Here is a 16,663-nt window from a genome sequence, read left to right as displayed (position 1 = left end):
TCAGACATGTCCTCGCGGACAGCCGTGGCGAAACGCCGCGAGCGCCTGTGGCAGATCGCGGCGCACGAGCGGGTGCACACGCCACGCGCCGCCCTGCCCGCCGCGCCGACCGGCGCAAAGCCCGCAGCCGCACGGGTCTGCTTCTGCCCGCCAGGCCGTGAGCGCTCGGGGCGCCGGGGCGAGCCTGCGCAAGTGCGATCAGACTCGCGGCATGACGACTCGCCCCGCGAAGACGTTTACCGAAGCCGAGGCGCGCCAGGTCGCCGAGGAGTCCCGCGAGACCGAGTGGAGCGCGCCCTCCTTCCTCAAGGAGCTGTTCCTCGGCAACTTCCGGCTCGACCTCGTGCACCCGTTCCCGGACGTCCCGCCCGAGCGCCCGACCTTCCGCGCCTTTTACGAGCGGATGCGGCGCTTCCTCGCCGACGAGGTCGACTCCGAGGCCATCGACCGCGACGGCCAGATCCCCCAGGAAGTCATCGACAAGCTCGCGGCCATGGGCGCCTTCGGCATGAAGATCCCCGTCGAGTACGGCGGCCTCGGCTTCACCCAGCGCGAGTACTGCGAGGTCATCAAGCTCATCACCAGCCAGGACGGCAACCTCGTCGCCCTGCTGTCCGCGCATCAATCGATCGGCGTGCCGCAGCCGGTCAAGCTGTTCGGCACCGACGCCCAGAAGGCCAAGTACCTGCCCCGGTGCGCCCGCGGGGCCGTGTCCGCCTTCGCCCTCACCGAGCGCGACGTCGGCTCCGATCCCGGCAACCTGCACACCACCGCCGAGCGCACCGAGGGCGGCGACTACATCCTCAACGGCGAGAAGTTGTGGTGCACCAACGGCACCATCGCCGAGCTCTACGTCGTCATGGCCCGGCACCCCGACACCGGCAAGATCTCCGCCTTCATCGTCGAGCGCGACTGGCCCGGCGTCGAGGTCGTCCAGCGCTGCCGCTTCATGGGCCTGCGCGCCATCGAGAACGCCGTCATCCGCTTCACCGGCGTCCACGTGCCCAAGGAGAACCTGCTGTGGGAGGAGGGCCGCGGCCTCAAGCTCGCGCTCGTCACCCTCAACACGGGCCGCCTCACCTTGCCCGCCTCGTGCGCGGCCGCCAGCAAGCGCGCGATCGAGATCTGCCGCCAGTGGGCCAACCATCGGGTGCAGTGGGGCCAGGCGATCGGCAAGCACGACGCGATCGCGCAGCTGCTCACCGACATGGCGGCGACGACCTTCGCCATGGACGCGCTGAGCGACCTCGCCTCGTCGATGGCCGACCTCGGCGACCGCGACATCCGCCTCGAGGCCGCCGTCGCCAAGATGTGGAACAGCGAGGAGGGCTGGAAGATCATCGACCGCACGCTGCAGATCCGCGGCGGCCGCGGCTACGAGACCAGCCAGTCGCTCGCGGCCCGCGGCGAGCCGCCGATCCCGGTCGAACGCATGATGCGCGACTTCCGAATCAACCTGATCTTCGAGGGCTCTTCGGAGATCTTGCACCTCTTCATCGCCCGCGAAGCACTGGACCGTCACCTCGCGGTGGCGGGCGATTTGGTCGACGCGAAGGTGCCGATGAAGCAGAAGCTGGCCAAACTGCCGCAGGTCGGGGCGTTCTACGCCGGCTGGTATCCGACGCGCTGGCTCGGCTGGGGCCGCTGGCCGCGCTACTCCGAGTTCGGCGCGCTCGCGCCTCACGTCCGCTGGTGCGAGCGCACCACCCGACGCCTCTCGCGCACGATCTTCCACCTCATGGTCGCCAAGGGCGCGAGCCTCGAGAAGCGCCAGGCCCTGCTGTTCCGCTGCGTCGACATCGGCGCCGACCTGTTCGCCATGACGGCGGCGATCAGCCGCGCCCAGGTCCTCCAGCGCACCGGCCTGCCCGAAGGGACAGCCGCGGTCGAGCTCGCGGACGCCTTCGCCTGCCAGACCCGCCGCCGGATCGCCGACCGCTTCCGGGCGATCCGCTCCAACGACGACCGCGACCGCTACGCCACCGCCCGCCGCCTGCTCGACGGCGAGTTCAGCGAGCTGCTCGAGAACGGCCTGGCCGACAGCCCGGCGATCCGCGAGCTGAGCGAAGAGACCCTCCGCCTCCACCGCGGAGACGACCGCGCCGCCGCCGAGTAATTCTTCTAAAATATGAACCTGTCCCGCGGGACAGCGAACCCCCGGGCTTCGCCCGCGGTGGCTCGACGGATGTCGCCACGCGCAGACGGCCGCGCCGGGCGTGCGCCAGCACCGTGAACGCGTTTGCGCGATCTCGCCCTCCGCCAGGATCGGCGCCGCTGCCCCTGTCGAAGCCCGCCGATCCACCTTGCCCAAAGGACATGTCGCCTCGACCTCCCTCCGTAACTCACGGCCTCTCGCCGGGGCCCTGGCGGTCCGGCCTCCTACCATGCGTGCATGGTCCGCTCTCTCTCGTGTGTGCCCCTCGCCCTCGTGCTCGCGGCCTGCGGCGACAGCACAGGTCAGGTGACAGGCAGCGCCAACCCCACCAGCGCGACCGCGCCGGGGACCAGCAGCACCACCGGCGAGCCGCCGACGAGCGACGTCACCAGCGGCGAGCCGACCACCTCGAGCGCGACCGGCACGAGTGATTCGACCGCGAGCGAACCGACGACCACGCCGCCCGGTCCGTGTCCCCAGGGCCAGATCGTGTGCGCTGGCGACCTCGCGCAGGTGTGCGACGGCATGGGCGGGTTCAGCGACGAGACCGCGTGCTCCAGCGCCTGCGCCCCCGGGATCGGCTGCGTCGACTGTGTGCCTGGCACCAAGCAGTGCGACGGCCAGGACGAGCTCGTCTGCAACACCGAGGGCACCGCCTACGAGCCCGGCCAGTACTGCGACCCGCTGCTCGGCCTCAGCTGCGACGGCCAGGGCGGCGGCTGCGTCGGCGCCTGCGCCAAGCTCGGCAGCCTCAGTTACATCGGCTGCGAGTACTACCCGACCGTCACCCAGCAGTACGACATCTTCGACCTCAACAACCCGTTCGCGGTCGCCATCTCCAACGCCGCCGAAGCCACCGCCATGGTGACCATCACCCGCGGCGACGAGCTCGTCGCCCAGGTCACCGTGCCGGCCGAGGACGTCAAGGTCATCACCTTGCCGTTCGTGCCCGAGCTGATCCAGGGCTCAGGTCCGACCAAGCACGCCAAGAAGGGCGCCTACCGCCTGCGCGCCACCAAGCCCGTCACCGTCTACCAGTTCATGCCGCTCAACGCGTCCCAGTCGAACGACGCCTCGCTGCTGCTCCCCGTCAACACCTGGACCGGCAACTACGTGGTCGCCTCCTGGCAGTACTGGGACGACTACCTGCTGCCTGGCTTCTACTCGGTCGTCGCCAGCCGCGACAACACCATCGTCAAGCTGCAGGGTCCGCCCGGCGGCACCAACACCCAGGCCGGCGGCGGCGTCGATGCCAAGGGCAGCGGCATGGCCCTGCTCAACACCGGCGACGTGCTCACCGTCTACAGCGCGGCCGGCGGCGACCTCACCGGCTCGTTCGTGCACGCCGACAAGCCCGTCCAGGTCATCGGCGGCCACGAATGCACCCAGGTCCCGATCGGCGTCGTCGCCTGCGATCACCTCGAGGAGTCGCTGTTCCCGCTCGAGACCCTGTCTGGCGAGTACTTCGTCGGCCCGCCGGTCCAGACCCCCGACAACGCCCTCGAGAAGGCCACCTTCGTCCGCATCATCGCCGCCGAGGACGACACCAACCTCGTCTACACCCCCGATCAGAACGCGGCCAAGAAGATCGCCAAGGCCGGCGAGTTCATCGAGATCGCCACCTCCGTGGCCCGCTTCAAGGTCGACGCCGACAAGCGCGTCCTCGTCGTCCAGTACATGGTCAGCCAGGAGGCCGGCTACGGCACCAGCGACCCCGCGATGGTCCAGGCGGTCCCCATCCTGCAGTACCGCGACAACTACATCGTCTACGCCAACAAGCTGTGGGTCCAGAACTTCGCCGACATCATCGCCCCCGACGGCGCGACGATCACCGTCGACGGCGCGATGGTCACCGGCTTCAAGCCGATCGGCGCCGGCTACTCGATGGCCCACCTCGAGCTGCCGGACACCGCCACCGGCGGCCACAGCATGAGCTCGAACGTGAAGTTCGGCGTCAGCACCTACGGCGTGATGGACTACGGCAGCTACTGGTACCCGGGCGGCCTCGACCTCGCGCTGCTGCCGCCCGAGTGACCCTGAGGACATGTCCATCGCGACATGTCACGCGCAAGCCCGGGCGACACCGGCCATCCTCAGGACATGCCCCCAGCAGCATGTCGTCCGGGACATGCCCTTGACGACATGCTCTCGACGACATGCCCTTGAAGACATGTCTAGATCCTGAATCCGGAGCAACCATGATCGGCTGAACGACCGCCCGGCTGCCCGGCGGCAGCGCCGCCCGAGCCTCGGGCCCTCACTCCGCCGCGTCGACCGCCCGCGTCACCGCGCCTGCGCGCTGGCGGCTGACCGCCCGCAAGATCGCCTCGGGCGTGCAGGGGATGCCCAGCTCGACCTCACCGGGGCCGAACGCCGCCACCGCCTGGCGCAGCGCCGAGACCACCCCGAGGCCGAGCATCAGCGGCGGCTCGCCGACGGCCTTGCTGCCGTGGATCGTGCTGTCCTGTTCGGCGCGCTCCAGCAGCGCGACGTTGAAGACCGCGGGGCAGTCGCCGATCGCCGGGATCTTGTAGGTCGAAGGCCCGTGCGTCAGCAGCCGGCCCTTCGCGTCCCAAAGCAGCTCCTCACCGGTGACCCAGCCGACCCCTTGAATGAACCCGCCCTCGATCTGGCCGATGTCGATCGTCGGCAGCAGCGAGTTGCCGACGTCGTGGAGGATGTCGACACGCAGCAGCCGGTGCTCGCCGGTCAGCCCGCTGACCTCCACCTCGACCGCCGCCGCCCCGTACGCGAAGTAGTGGAACGGCTTGCCGCGCCCGGCCATGCGGTCGTAGGCGATGTTGGGCGTCGCGTAGTAGCCGGCCGAGCTGAGCGACAGCCGCCGCATCCACGCCGCCTTGGCCAGGTCGCTCCACGGCAGCCTGCGCCCGTCGGGCCCGACCGCCGCGCCGCCGACGAACTGCACCGCCTCCGGCGCCGCCGCGAGCAGCTCGCCCGCCAGCGGCCGCACCCGCTCCCGCAGCTCCGCGCACGCGTTGCGCACCGCCATCCCGTTGAGGTCGGACCCGCTCGACGCCGCCGTCGCCGAAGTGTTGGGCACCTTGTCGGTCGCCGTCGCCATGCAGCGGATCTGCGCCGGACTCACCCCGAGCTCGTGGGCGCACACCGCCACCATCTTGGTGTGCAGCCCCTGGCCCATCTCCGTCCCGCCGTGGTTCAGCTGCACGCTGCCGTCGGCGTAGATCAGCACCAGCGCCCCGGCCTGGTTGAGCATCGTGTTGGTGAACGAGATCCCGAACTTCACCGGCATGAAGCCGAGCCCGCGCTTTTGCCAGCGCGAGCGCTCGTTCCACGCCGCGATCTCGGCCCGGCGCGCGTCCCAGTCGCAGCGCGCCAGCAGCTCGGCGTGGATCCGCGGCAGCCGGCAGTGCGGGACCTCCTGGTAGTACGGCGTCAGGCAGCGCGCCCGCACCAGGCTGATCACGCTCGCCCCGGCGCTGGTCTGCTCGTCGTCCGGGACTGGCACTTCGACCATGTTCTCCGGAACATGTTCGTCGGGACAGTCGCCATAATAGTTGCGGCGACGGATCTCCGCCGGGTCGAGCCCGAGCCGCTCGCCCGCGCGCGACAGCACCTCCTCGATCACCGCCATGCCCTGCGGCCCCCCGAACCCGCGGAAGGCCGTGTTCGAGGCCTTGTGGGTGCGTACCGCCTTGCCGACGAAGTGCAGGTTCGGCACGAAGTAGCCGTTGTCGAGGTGGAACATCCCGCGGTCGAGGATCGCCGGGCTCAGGTCGACGCTCCAGCCGCCGTCGGCCACGATCTCGACCTCGAGCGCGAGCAGCCGCCCGCGGGCGTCGAGGCCGGCGCGGTAGCGCGACCAGAACGGGTGGCGCTTGCCCGTCATCGTCATGTCGAGGTCGCGGCTCAGCCACACCTTGACCGGGCGACCGGTGTGCCGGGCCGCCACCGCCGCCAGGGCCGCGAACGGCGACGCCTGCGACTCCTTGCCGCCGAACGCCCCGCCCATGCGCGGCACCGACACCACCACCTGATTGCGCGAGCAGCCGAGCACCTCGCCGCAGGCGATCTGCACCTCCGACGGGTGCTGCGTCGAGCTCTCGAGGTGCATCGAGTCGTTCTCGCCCGGGATCGCCAGCGTCGCCTGGGTCTCGAGATAGAAGTGATCTTGCCCGCCCGTGTGCAGCTCGCCGGCCACGATCACCGCCGCGCGGGCCATCGCCGCCGCCACGTCGCCGCGCCGCATCTCGTGCGGCTGGCACAGGAACGAGCCGGCCGTCAGCGCGTCGGCGATGGTCAGGATCGCCGGCAGCTCCTCGAACTCGAGCTCGAGCGCCTTGGCCCCCGCGCGGCAGGCCGCCACTGACTCGCCGAGCACCAGCGCGACCGTCTGCCCCTCGGCGAACACCTCGTCCTCGGCCAGCAGCGGCTCGTCGTGCACGATCGGCCCGATCCGGTTGTGCCCAGGCACGTCCGCCGCGAACAGCACCGCGTGCACCCCCGGCAGCGCCAACGCCCGCGCCGCGCTCCGCTTCACCAGCCGCCCGCGCGCCACCGGCGAGCCGACCGGCAGCCCGTGCAGCATGCCCGCCGGCGCCGGCAGGTCGTCGACGTAGCGCGCCGCGCCCGTCACGTGCCCCTGCGCGCTCTCGTGGACGGCCGGCCGCCCCAGCGGCGATTGCGAGACGTCGGTCATGGCACTACCCCCCAGCACGTGACTTTGAACATGCCTTCATGGACATGCCCCAACGAACATGGCGCCTGGAGCATGTCCCATCGAACATATCCCATCGAACATGTTCTATGTTCAATCTCACGCCCGCTCACGGCACCACCTCCAGGCGCACCGTCGCGGCGGGTCGCGGCGGCAGCTCCGGTTGCGGCGTCGTGGCCGTCTCCAAATAAAACCCGCGGACCAGGTTCTCGGCCACCTGGCCTCTGAACCACGCCGAGCCGCGGTGGTCCGACAGCGGCTGGAAGTCCGCGGCCAGGGCCGGCAGCGCCGCCTCGACCGTCGCCTCCGTCCACGGGCGCCCGCGCAGGGCCGCCTCGAGCCCGCGGGCCCGCGCTGGCGTCGCCGCCATCCCTCCGAACGCCGCCCGCACTTCGGTCACCAGTCCCTCGGGACATGTCTCGACGTACAGCCCCGCCGCCACCGCGCTGATGTCGAGCTCACGCCGCTTCGACACCTTGTACGCCGCCATGCGCACCCCCGCAGCCGGCTCGGGCACCCGCACCGCCGCCAGCACCTCGCCGGTTTGCAGCGCCGTCTTGCGATACCCCAGGAAGAACTGCTCGAGCGGCAGCGTGCGCGCCCCTGCGGCCGAGCGCAGCACCACTTGCGCCCCCAGGGCGATCAGCGCCGGCGCCAGGTCGCCGATCGGCGACGCATTGCACAGGTTCCCGCCCACCGTCGCCCGGTGCTTGATCTGGCGCGACGCGAAGTAGCGCAAGATCCGGAGCAGCGGCGTCAGCGGGCGCAGCGGCCCCATGCAAGCCGCCTCGACGTCCGTCAGCGTCGTCGTCGCCCCGATCTCGAACCAGCCGTCGGCCCCGCGCCCGATCCCTCGCAGCTCCGGCACCCCCTCGAGCGCGATCAGCTCTGGCAGGTCCTGGTAGCGCTGCGTCACCAGCAGCGCCAGATCGGTCCCCCCGCACACCAGCCGCGCCTGCGGCCGCTCTGCCAGCGCCTGCCACAGCGCGACCAGGCTGGTCGGCTGCACATAACAGCGGCCCGCGCTCGCGCGCCCGAACTCGAGCTCCGCCGGCTGCGCCTCCGCCCGCTGCTTTTTAAAGCAGTCTTCGGGACATGTCCCCGCGACCAGGTCAACAGCCTCGCGAATCGGTCGGTAGCCGGTGCAGCGGCACAGGTTGCCGCACATCTGATCGTCGAGCTGCCACGGCTCGCGCAGGTCCTCGCGGTAGCACGCCTCGAACGCCGACATCACCACCCCTGGCGTGCAGTACCCGCACTGCGAGCCCAGGCGCTCGACCATCGCCGCCTGCACCGGGTGCAGTGTCCCGTTTTTGCGCAGGCCCTCGACCGTGTACACGCGCCGGCCCTGGACCATCGGCACGAACATCAGGCAGGCATTGACCGCGCGGAACCGCGGCGCTGCCGGGTCGGTCTCGGCGTCGAGCATCACCACCGTGCAGGCCCCGCAATCGCCCTCGGCGCAGCCTTCCTTGGTCCCGGTGAGGTGCGCGCGCTGGCGCAGGTAGTTGAGGAGCGTGGTGGTCGGCGGGACCTCCGCGTCCTCGATCGGGCGGTCGTTGAGGTGAAAGCGGAGGATCGACATCGGCGCCGCGGCGGCCAGCGTAACACGCGGGTCACGGCCCGTCGAAGCGCCTCCCGCCGCGACCCCTCGCGCCTGCCGACCCCATCCACCTCCGCCTTCTCGCATCCCCCGACCTCGCTATGTGCACCAGGCCGGGCGCACTCGCGGCCGCGTGCGGCGAGGCCACGGGTCACCCGACCGTGATCGGACCTGCGCGGCCACCCACCGCCCTGAGCCGGCCGCCGAGGCCTCCCCTGCCCTGGGCGCGCCGCTCTCGAAACCCAGTCCCGGACGGCCGCTCGCTGCGCCCTGTCCTTCGGGACATCCGCGCCCCTGGTCAGCCTCCTTCGCCTCCGGCACCATCCTCGCATGCTCTGCTGGATCTTCGCGCTCGCCGCGGCCGCGGGCGTCCCCGCCCCGGAGGCCCCGCCGCCCCCTCCGCGCCTCGTGATCGCCGGCGGCGCCCTGTTCGGCCCGCACGCCCCTGGCGAGGCCGCCTGTCAGACCCGCGAAGGCGTCCAGCGCTGCGAGCACACCGGCAACTTCTTCGGCGTCGGCGCCAACCTCGAGCTGCGCGCGCGCGCCGTCGGTCCGCTGTTCTTCCACGCCCGCGGCGCCGTCATCGGCAACGTCCGCCCGCGGCCTTATGGCGCCCACAAGGGCCTCGTCGACATCGGCCTCGGGCTCGGCGTCTACTCACGCCTCGCCTTCATCCGCGTCGAGTACATGTTCGTGCCCACCTTCGGCCCCAGCACCTACCGGCCGCCGTTTTACGACAAGGAGGCCGGGCGCGACGTGTGGGGTCGGTCCGCCGGCATGGTCAGCGGCGGCGTCCGCAAGTACCTCACCCCGCGCCTCGCCGGTGAGCTGTGGGCCGGCCTCGTCATCGGCCCGCGCTCGCGTCGCACCACCTTGCAGGAGGACGCCGGCGCCGACCGGGTGCTCGTCACCTTCCTCGCCAGCCTCGGCGTCTCCTTCGACCTCATCCCTGGCCGCGCACCGCCGCCGCCGAAGCCTGCTCCGGCCCCCGCGCCTGCCTCGCCGCCCTCCTCGCTGCCCACCCTGCCGACACCCGTCCTCACGCCCGAGTCCGGCTCCGTCGCCTCGCCGCCCGCGCCCGTCTCGACCCCCGAGACGCCCTCCGCGACCCCGACGCCCGAGGCCGCGCCGCCTCCCCCCGGCGACACTGTCGGCCCCTGGCAACCTGCGCCAGGATGAGCGAATTCTGAGCATGTCCCTCACGACATGTCCAAAGAGACATGCCCAAAGAGACATGTCACGCGATGCGAGTCAAGGGACATGTCCTATAAAACATGTCCCATTCGCCACGAACACCCGGACACGTCGCCACCTCCGAGGCGTCCCCACGGAGACGCCTCCCGCGCTCACCCCAGGCGACCTGCCGCTTCGCTCCCGGCCCGACCTGTCCTCAAGGACATCCTCAGCCGCGCCCCTGCGCCCAGCGCCGGAACGCCGCCGGCGTCTCCGCGCGCAGGGCCGGGTTCGTCGCGAACTCGTACCCCAGCGTGCTCGTGGCCGTCTTGCCGTAGTCATGGCCCGGGAACACGCGGGTCTCCTCCGGCAATCCACCGAGCTTGCGCTGCAGCGTATCGACCATCGCCTCGACATCGCTCGCGCGCCCGCACGAGCCGACGAACAGCACGTCGCCGGTGACGATCGCCGCCGGCTCGGCGACGAACCAGCACACGCAGCCCGGCGTGTGGCCGGGGGCGAAGATCGCTCGCACCCGGCCCTCGCCGAGCCCCACCTCTTCCCCGTCGGCCACCGCCAGCACCTGCGGCGCCAGCCGCCGCGCCGTCGCCACCTCGAGCGGGTGACAGCGCACCACCGCACCCGTCAGCGCCGCCGCCTCGTCGAGGCCTGCCACATGATCGTCGTGCGTGTGCGTGAGGAAGATCGTCGTCACTCGCCAGCCTCGCCGGCGGACCTCCGCCAGCAGCCGGTCGACCTCGAACGCTGGGTCCACCAGCGCCGCCTCGCCCGTGCGCGGGCAGCCGATCACCTCGCAGAAGTTTTGCAGCAGCCCCACCTCCAGCTGCACGATCTCGAGCGCATCTCCCGCCCGCGCCGACCGCTCCGTCACCCCCGCAGGGGAGCACATCTGCCGCCTCCGACTCAAGCCCTTGCGGCGCGCCACCGATGCGCCGTATGTCTGCGCCGCTCCGACGCATGGCCCTCGATCTCAGCGGACTGAACCCCGAACAGCGCGCCGCGGTGTGCGCCACCGAAGGCCCCCTGCTCGTGCTCGCGGGCGCCGGCTCCGGCAAGACGCGGGTCATCACCCACCGCGTCGTCTACCTGCTCGAGCGCGGCGTGCCGCCCGGCAACATCGTCGCGCTCAGCTTCACCAACAAGGCCGCCGACGAGATGCGCGAGCGGCTGCACAAGATGACCGGCAAGGCGATCGCCGACTCGCTGGTGCTCGGCACCTTCCACAGCGTCGGCGCGGCGATGATGCGCGAGCAGCCCGACCACTTCGGCGTGCCGAAGAAGTTCGGCATCCTCGACCAGGGCGACGTCTACGGGCTCGTGCGCGCCGTGCTGCGCGACCTCGGGCTGACCGGTCAGGGCGCCGAGCGGCGCTTCGACCTCGGCGCGATCGTCCAGCGGGTCTCGCTGTGGAAGAACGATTTCGTCTCGCCGGCCGACGCCCAGGGCCTGTACTTCGAGACCGAGTACGACGAGGCCGCCGCCGCCGTCTACGGCCCCTACGAGGAGCGGCTGCGGGCTCTCGGCGCCGTCGACTTCGACGACCTCATCTGCCGGATCGCCACCACCCTCGAGGAGAACGCCGAGGCGCGCGCCTACTGGCAGGCCAAGTTCCGCTACTTGATGGTCGACGAGTACCAGGATACCAACCGCGCCCAGCTCGAGGTCGTGCGCCGCCTCGCCGGCGAGCGCGAGAACGTGTGCGTCGTCGGCGACGACGACCAGGCCATCTACGGCTGGCGCGGGGCCAAGGTCGCCAACATCCTCGGCTTCGACATGTACTTCAAGCGCGCGCAGACCATCAAGCTCGAGCAGAACTACCGCTCGTACGCCCCGATCTGCCGCTGCGCCAACGCCGTCATCCAGCGCAACACCTCGCGCCACGAGAAGAGCCTCGTCCCCCAGCGCCGCGGCGGCGACAAGGTCACCGTCGTCGTCGCCCCGGACGGCGAGCAGGAGTCGCGCTTCATCGGCCGCACCATCTATCGCGAGATCAAGGACCGCGGCATGAAGCCCGAGGACATCGCCGTCCTCTACCGCAGCGCCAAGCAGTGCGACGCCATCGAGGCCCTGCTGCAGGAGCACGGGCTCCCCTACCGGATCCTCGGCGGCCAGGCCTTTTACGACAAGAAGCAGGTCAAGGACGCCCTCGCCTACCTCAAGGTGATGATCGCGCCCAAGGACGACCTCGCGACCCGGCGCGCGCTCGACGTCCCCTCGCGCGGCGTCGGCCTCAAGACGATCGAGCACCTCAGCGAGTTCGCGCGCCACCGCAACCTCTCGCTCGCCGAGGCGATCCACCGCAGCGAAGAGATCGCCGACATCCCGAGCCGCGCGGCCACCGGCCTGCGCAGCTTCTCCGCCGCGATCAAGCGCGCCCAGGCGCACTTCTACACCAGCGGCTCCGCGGTCGCGCCGCTGCAGGGCCTGCTCGAGGGCGTCGGCTTGCGCGAGTACGTGCTCAAGGAGGCCGGCTCCGAGGCGGCCGCGACCGCCCGCTGGGACGGCGTCGTGTGGTTGCTCGAGGCGCTCGGCCGGTTCGAGCAGCGCGCCCGCGCCAAGGGCGGCCAGGCCCGCTACAACGACTTCTTCCAGGTCATGAACGCCAGCAAGGACAAGGAGGAGGACGAGGACGGCGCGGGCGGCAAGATCACCCTCTCGACCCTCCACAGCGCCAAGGGCCTCGAGTGGCCGCTCGTGCTGCTGATCGGCTGCGAGGAGGGCATCATGCCGCACAAGCGCGTCAGCGCCCCGCGCATCAGCGACGCCATCGCCGGTGACCTCGAGGAGGAGCGGCGGCTGTTCTACGTCGGCATCACCCGCGCACGCGACCGCCTCTACATCACCCGCGCCGCCACCCGGCTCGAGCGCGGCGCCGAGGTCCCGCGCAAGCCGAGCCGCTTCCTCGACGACCTGCCCGAGGCCGACATCCAGGTCCACGACATCGCCCGCGACGAGCGCCTCGGCCACGACAACGTCGCCTCGCGGGCCGAGGCCTTCCTCGCCAACCTGGCCAAAGGGCTATGACCTTCGGGGCATGTCCTTGGGAGCATGCCCCGAGGGACAGCCTCAGGCGAACACCGCCAGCGGCACCCGGTAGATCTTGAACGGCAGGCGCGGCGCCTGCTTCATGTGGACCATCCGCACGACCTCGCTCTTGATCACGTAGAGCTGGCCGTGAGCCACGGTCGCGGTCGACAGCCCGGGCTCGGGGACCAGGCGGTTCCTGACCGTCCCGGCGCGGTACTCCGGCGCGGTGAAGCGGACCTGCTGCACGCCGCCGTCGTGGATCACGTAGAGCGCGTCGTCGATGAAGAGGATGCCGTCGGCGCCGAGGAAGTGCGGGTCGCCGGCGGGCGCGAATGGGTCGCCGTCGAGGGAGATCTCGCGAACCTCTCCGCCCGCGCGCGGGACCACGAACAGCTTCGAGGGCGAGGTGAAGCCGCCGATCACGTACGCCCCGTCGGGGCTGACGGCGACGCCGTTGAGCCCGAACTGGCCCATCGGCGCCGACATCCGGGCGTCGCGCACGAACTCGTCGGCCGCCCCGGACGCCAGGTCGACCCGGTAGATCACCGGCTGGAAGGAGTCGGTCACGTACGCGACCCCTTCCGGTGCCAGCGCGACGTCGTTGCAGATGCCGCCGCGCGCCAGCTCGAAGCTCGCCAGCCGCGCACCCGTGTCGACATCGAACACGTGGACCCCGCCGAGCATGTTTTGGATCTCCGAATAGCAGACCCACAAGCGGCGGTTGACCTCGTCGACCTTGGCGCCCGTGAGCTGCTGCGGCTGCCCCGCAGGCGCGAAGAACGGCCGCTCTTCCCCGGTCCCCGCGTCGATCTGCGTGATGGTGCCGCTCAGCAGCCCGGTCGCGAAGAAGCGCCCTGTCCTCGCATCGAAGGCCACGCCTTCTGGCACCGAATCCGTCGCCTGCAAGGTGTACTCGTCGCGAAAACTCTTCATATTCTTCCGCTTGCCGGCGCTCGCGCGCCCGGCCGCGACATCTTCGAGGCTGGCGACTTTGGCGGTCAAGCGCCATTGCGGCGCGACGATGTCCCAAAGGACCGGTGATCACGGCGGAGATTTCGCCCGAGCCGCGGCCCCTCCTCGCGCGCTCCCGCGCCGCGGCGTCCGTCGGCCCATCGATCTCCGCCGATCTGCCGGGCGGTGTCCCGCTCCGAGGACGTCGGCTCGCGAACAGTCGTACACTGTGAGCGTGGTGGGGAACGGTCTGGCGGTCGTGGCGCACGGCGATCTCGCAATCCCGGCCGCAGAGGTCCGCCGGGCGGGAGCGCGGGCTTGCGGGAGCGTTCCCGCACGGTCCATGGGTGTTTTGACCGACACCGAGGGTTGTCCTTCGCCCCCGAGGCGGCGAGAGTGGTGCTCGCGCGACCTGGTTTTGAGGGGTGATCGCACTCACGGTGTTCGCGCTACGATCGAAGCCTCCAGCTTTTTCCAGCCCGCGCGGCTTCACTAGACTCTCCCTCTCCGCGTCCGCGACTGCTGCCTGAATGCGAGAAAAGGATCCAAATAGCCGCGGCAACAAGGTCGCCAAGGACCCCGCAGGCGAGCCGTTGGTGGGTCAGGATCCGCGGATCGGCATCCCGGACGACGACGACGATCCGTTCAAGGGCAGCATCATCGAGGAGCCCGATCCGAGCCACGCCGTCGAGGCCGCTGCCGACGATTCGGAGCTCGACTTCACCGGCATCGCCACCGACGACTCGCCGACCGACGTCTCGATCGACGTCGACGACGAGCAAGCGGGCTCGCAATTCCCCAACTTCCTGATCAACAGCGGCGAGAACTCGATCGTCGCGCCGATCCCGCGTGGCGTCTCGCAGCCGCTGCCGCGGGCCATCTCGCGGCCCGAGCCTGACGCGCCGCGGCTCCCGACCTCGACGACCAAGCGTTCGTCGTCCGCGCAGCTGCGCCACGACCTGCGCACGCCGTTCAACCAGATCTTCGGCTACAGCGAGATGCTGCTGGAGGACGCCGAGGAGAAGCACGACGAGTTCGTCGGCGCGCACGTCCGCCAGCTGCTCAGCGACGGTCGCCAGCTGCTCGGCGTCATCGACGAGCTGCTCGATCCCAAGGCGCAGCGGCCGAGCCAGGAGCGGCTCAACCGCGACCTGCTGTTCCCGCTGGCGCACCTGCGGACCCACGTCGAGCGGCTGGTCCAGATCTTCAAGCAGAACGACCGTGACGAGGTCAGCGCCGACGTCGAGCTGATCTTCGACGCGGTGCAGCGGCTCGACGAGATCGTCAGCGGCGGCGCGGTCAACAAGATCCTCCACACCTCGAAGCCGGCGCCCGAGCCGAGCCAGACCACCGTCGCGCCGAGCCTGCCGCGGCAGACCAGCATCCCGCGCGCGACCTCCGACACCGGCCGGATCCTCGTCGTCGACGACAACGAGTCGAACCGCAGCATGTTGGCCCGCCGGCTCGAGCGCGAGGGCCACACCGTGCAGCTCGCCGACAACGGCAAGAGCGCCCTGCACATGCTGCGCAGCCAGGACTTCGACCTCGTCCTGCTCGACGTCATGATGCCGGAGATGGACGGCTATCAGGTGCTCGAGCAGCTGCACGCCGACGACAAGTTCCGCGGCCTGCCGGTCATCATGATCTCCGCGCTCGACGAGATCGACACCGTCGTCAAGTCGATCGAGCTCGGCGCCGAAGACTACCTGCCGAAGCCGTTCAACCCGGTCATCTTGCGGGCCCGCATCGGCGCCTGCCTCGAGAAGAAGCGCCTCCGCGACCGCGAGCGCGCCTACGTCCGCAAGCTCCGCAGCGAGCAGGAGCGCAGCGAGCAGCTGCTCCTCAACATTCTCCCGCGGCCGATCGCCGAGCGCCTCAAGGAGGGCCAGCGGACCATCGCCGACGTCTTCCCCGACGTCACGGTGCTGTTCGCCGACCTCGTCGGCTTCACCCGCATGAGCGAGCAGCTGCCGCCGGCCGAGCTGGTGGCGATGCTCAACCGCATCTTCTCGATGTTCGACCAGCTGGCCGAGAAGCACGGCCTCGAGAAGATCAAGACCATCGGCGACGAGTACATGGCCGCCAGCGGCCTGCCGATGCCGCGGCCCGACCACGCCGAGGCGATGGCCGAGATGGCGCTCGACATGCTGGCGATCATCGAGCGCTTCAACGCCAAGCGCAACCGCGGCGTACGGATCCGCATCGGCCTCAACTGCGGCCCTGTCACCGCCGGCATCATCGGCACCAAGAAGTTCGCGTACGACCTGTGGGGCGACACCGTCAACATCGCCAGCCGCATGGAGTCGCACGGCATCGCCAACGCCGTCCAGGTCACCGAGGCCACCTACAAGCGCCTGCGCCACAAGTACGCCTTTCAGCGCCGCGGCATCATCCACGTCAAGGGCAAGGGCGCCCTGTGTACGTACTTCCTGGTCGGGCGCCGCCCGCAGAAGGCCGCCAGCAGCGAGCAGAGCGACGTGAAGCCGGCCGTGATCGTCACCCGCCACGCCTCCTCCGTCGACCTGAGCAAGCCGATCACGATGGACGTCCCGGCCCGCGTCCCGATCATCGACGACGATTGAGCCGGCGCAGGGCTCTCGCCCGCCTGGTCTCTACGACATGTCCTCAGGGACGTTCGCCTGACTACGAGACGCGGCCGACCTGTCCCCGCGGACATACGCGCCCGTCGAGGGCCGCCTGTCCTCGCGGACATCCCGCCTCGCGCGCGTGAGCGTCGCCGGTCCTCGCCTCGCGCGCGCTGCGATCCCTGACCTCACGGACACCGCACGCTCGCGCGGCCCACCTGTCCTTGCGGACATCCCGCCTCGCTCGCGCACGACTGTTGTCCTCGCGGGCATCCGCACGCGCACGCGACTCCGCCTGTCCTCGCGGACATCCGCACCGCGCACGCCACACCACCTGTCCTCGCGGACATCCGCCTCTTCGCGCGCCGCGCACTCGCGTGAGCCCGCCCTGTCCTCGCGGACAGCCGTCCCGCACCCGCTTCTTGCCCGCGCATCCCGAGTTCTCCGCCCTT

8 protein-coding genes and 2 pseudogenes are annotated in these 16,663 nt (G+C 70.6%); 6 read left to right on the top strand and 4 right to left on the bottom strand.

Going from position 1 to position 16,663, the window contains the following annotated elements; genetic code table 11:
- Window positions 1-211: 211 nt before the first annotated feature.
- The gene (locus POL25_RS17585; protein ID WP_272087195.1) at window positions 212-2,116 is read left to right on the top strand and encodes an acyl-CoA dehydrogenase family protein; all 1,905 of its coding nucleotides are present in this window, start codon (window positions 212-214) and stop codon (window positions 2,114-2,116) included.
- A 276-nt stretch (window positions 2,117-2,392) separates the two neighbouring features.
- Window positions 2,393-4,189, top strand: coding sequence for an IgGFc-binding protein (locus POL25_RS17580; protein ID WP_272087194.1), 1,797 nt, complete (start codon window positions 2,393-2,395; stop codon window positions 4,187-4,189).
- A gap of 223 nt (window positions 4,190-4,412) precedes the next feature.
- Here POL25_RS17580 and xdhB read toward each other — a convergent pair whose 3' ends face one another.
- A complete protein-coding gene (xdhB, locus tag POL25_RS17575) occupies window positions 4,413-6,833 on the bottom strand; it encodes a xanthine dehydrogenase molybdopterin binding subunit (RefSeq protein ID WP_272087193.1) in 2,421 nt (806 codons plus the stop codon).
- A 127-nt stretch (window positions 6,834-6,960) separates the two neighbouring features.
- Window positions 6,961-8,436, bottom strand: coding sequence for a xanthine dehydrogenase small subunit (gene xdhA, locus POL25_RS17570; protein WP_272087192.1), 1,476 nt, complete (start codon window positions 8,434-8,436; stop codon window positions 6,961-6,963).
- A gap of 348 nt (window positions 8,437-8,784) precedes the next feature.
- Here xdhA and POL25_RS17565 point away from each other — a divergent pair, with 348 nt between their 5' ends.
- Window positions 8,785-9,633, top strand: a complete 849-nt coding sequence (locus POL25_RS17565; protein WP_272087191.1) for a hypothetical protein — start codon at window positions 8,785-8,787, stop codon at window positions 9,631-9,633.
- A 223-nt stretch (window positions 9,634-9,856) separates the two neighbouring features.
- On the opposite strand, the gene POL25_RS17560 is transcribed toward POL25_RS17565, so the two are convergent.
- A complete protein-coding gene (locus tag POL25_RS17560; RefSeq protein ID WP_272087190.1) occupies window positions 9,857-10,519 on the bottom strand; it encodes a hydroxyacylglutathione hydrolase family protein in 663 nt (220 codons plus the stop codon).
- Between the two features lie 86 nt (window positions 10,520-10,605).
- Between POL25_RS17560 and POL25_RS17555 the strand changes: the two genes are divergently transcribed.
- The gene (locus POL25_RS17555) at window positions 10,606-12,672 is read left to right on the top strand and encodes an ATP-dependent helicase (protein ID WP_272087189.1); all 2,067 of its coding nucleotides are present in this window, start codon (window positions 10,606-10,608) and stop codon (window positions 12,670-12,672) included.
- A gap of 42 nt (window positions 12,673-12,714) precedes the next feature.
- Here the strand turns inward: POL25_RS17555 and POL25_RS17550 are convergent, their stop codons facing one another.
- Window positions 12,715-13,608, bottom strand: coding sequence for an SMP-30/gluconolactonase/LRE family protein (locus tag POL25_RS17550; protein ID WP_272087188.1), 894 nt, complete (start codon window positions 13,606-13,608; stop codon window positions 12,715-12,717).
- Window positions 13,609-14,156: 548 nt separating this feature from the next.
- Here POL25_RS17550 and POL25_RS44915 point away from each other — a divergent pair.
- Together POL25_RS44915 and POL25_RS44910 are read left to right on the top strand one after the other, a co-directional pair.
- Window positions 14,157-14,723: pseudogene (locus tag POL25_RS44915) on the top strand (histidine kinase dimerization/phospho-acceptor domain-containing protein); the annotation flags it as partial.
- A gap of 285 nt (window positions 14,724-15,008) precedes the next feature.
- Window positions 15,009-16,070, top strand: a pseudogene (locus POL25_RS44910) (adenylate/guanylate cyclase domain-containing protein); the annotation flags it as partial.
- Between the last annotated feature and the right edge of the window lie 593 nt (window positions 16,071-16,663).

The sequence above is a fragment of the Nannocystis bainbridge genome (assembly GCF_028368995.1).
Taxonomy (GTDB): domain Bacteria; phylum Myxococcota_A; class Polyangia; order Nannocystales; family Nannocystaceae; genus Nannocystis; species Nannocystis bainbridge.
The sequence above is the reverse complement of the archived record's forward strand: the minus strand, read 5'-3'. Positions and strand labels throughout refer to the sequence as shown.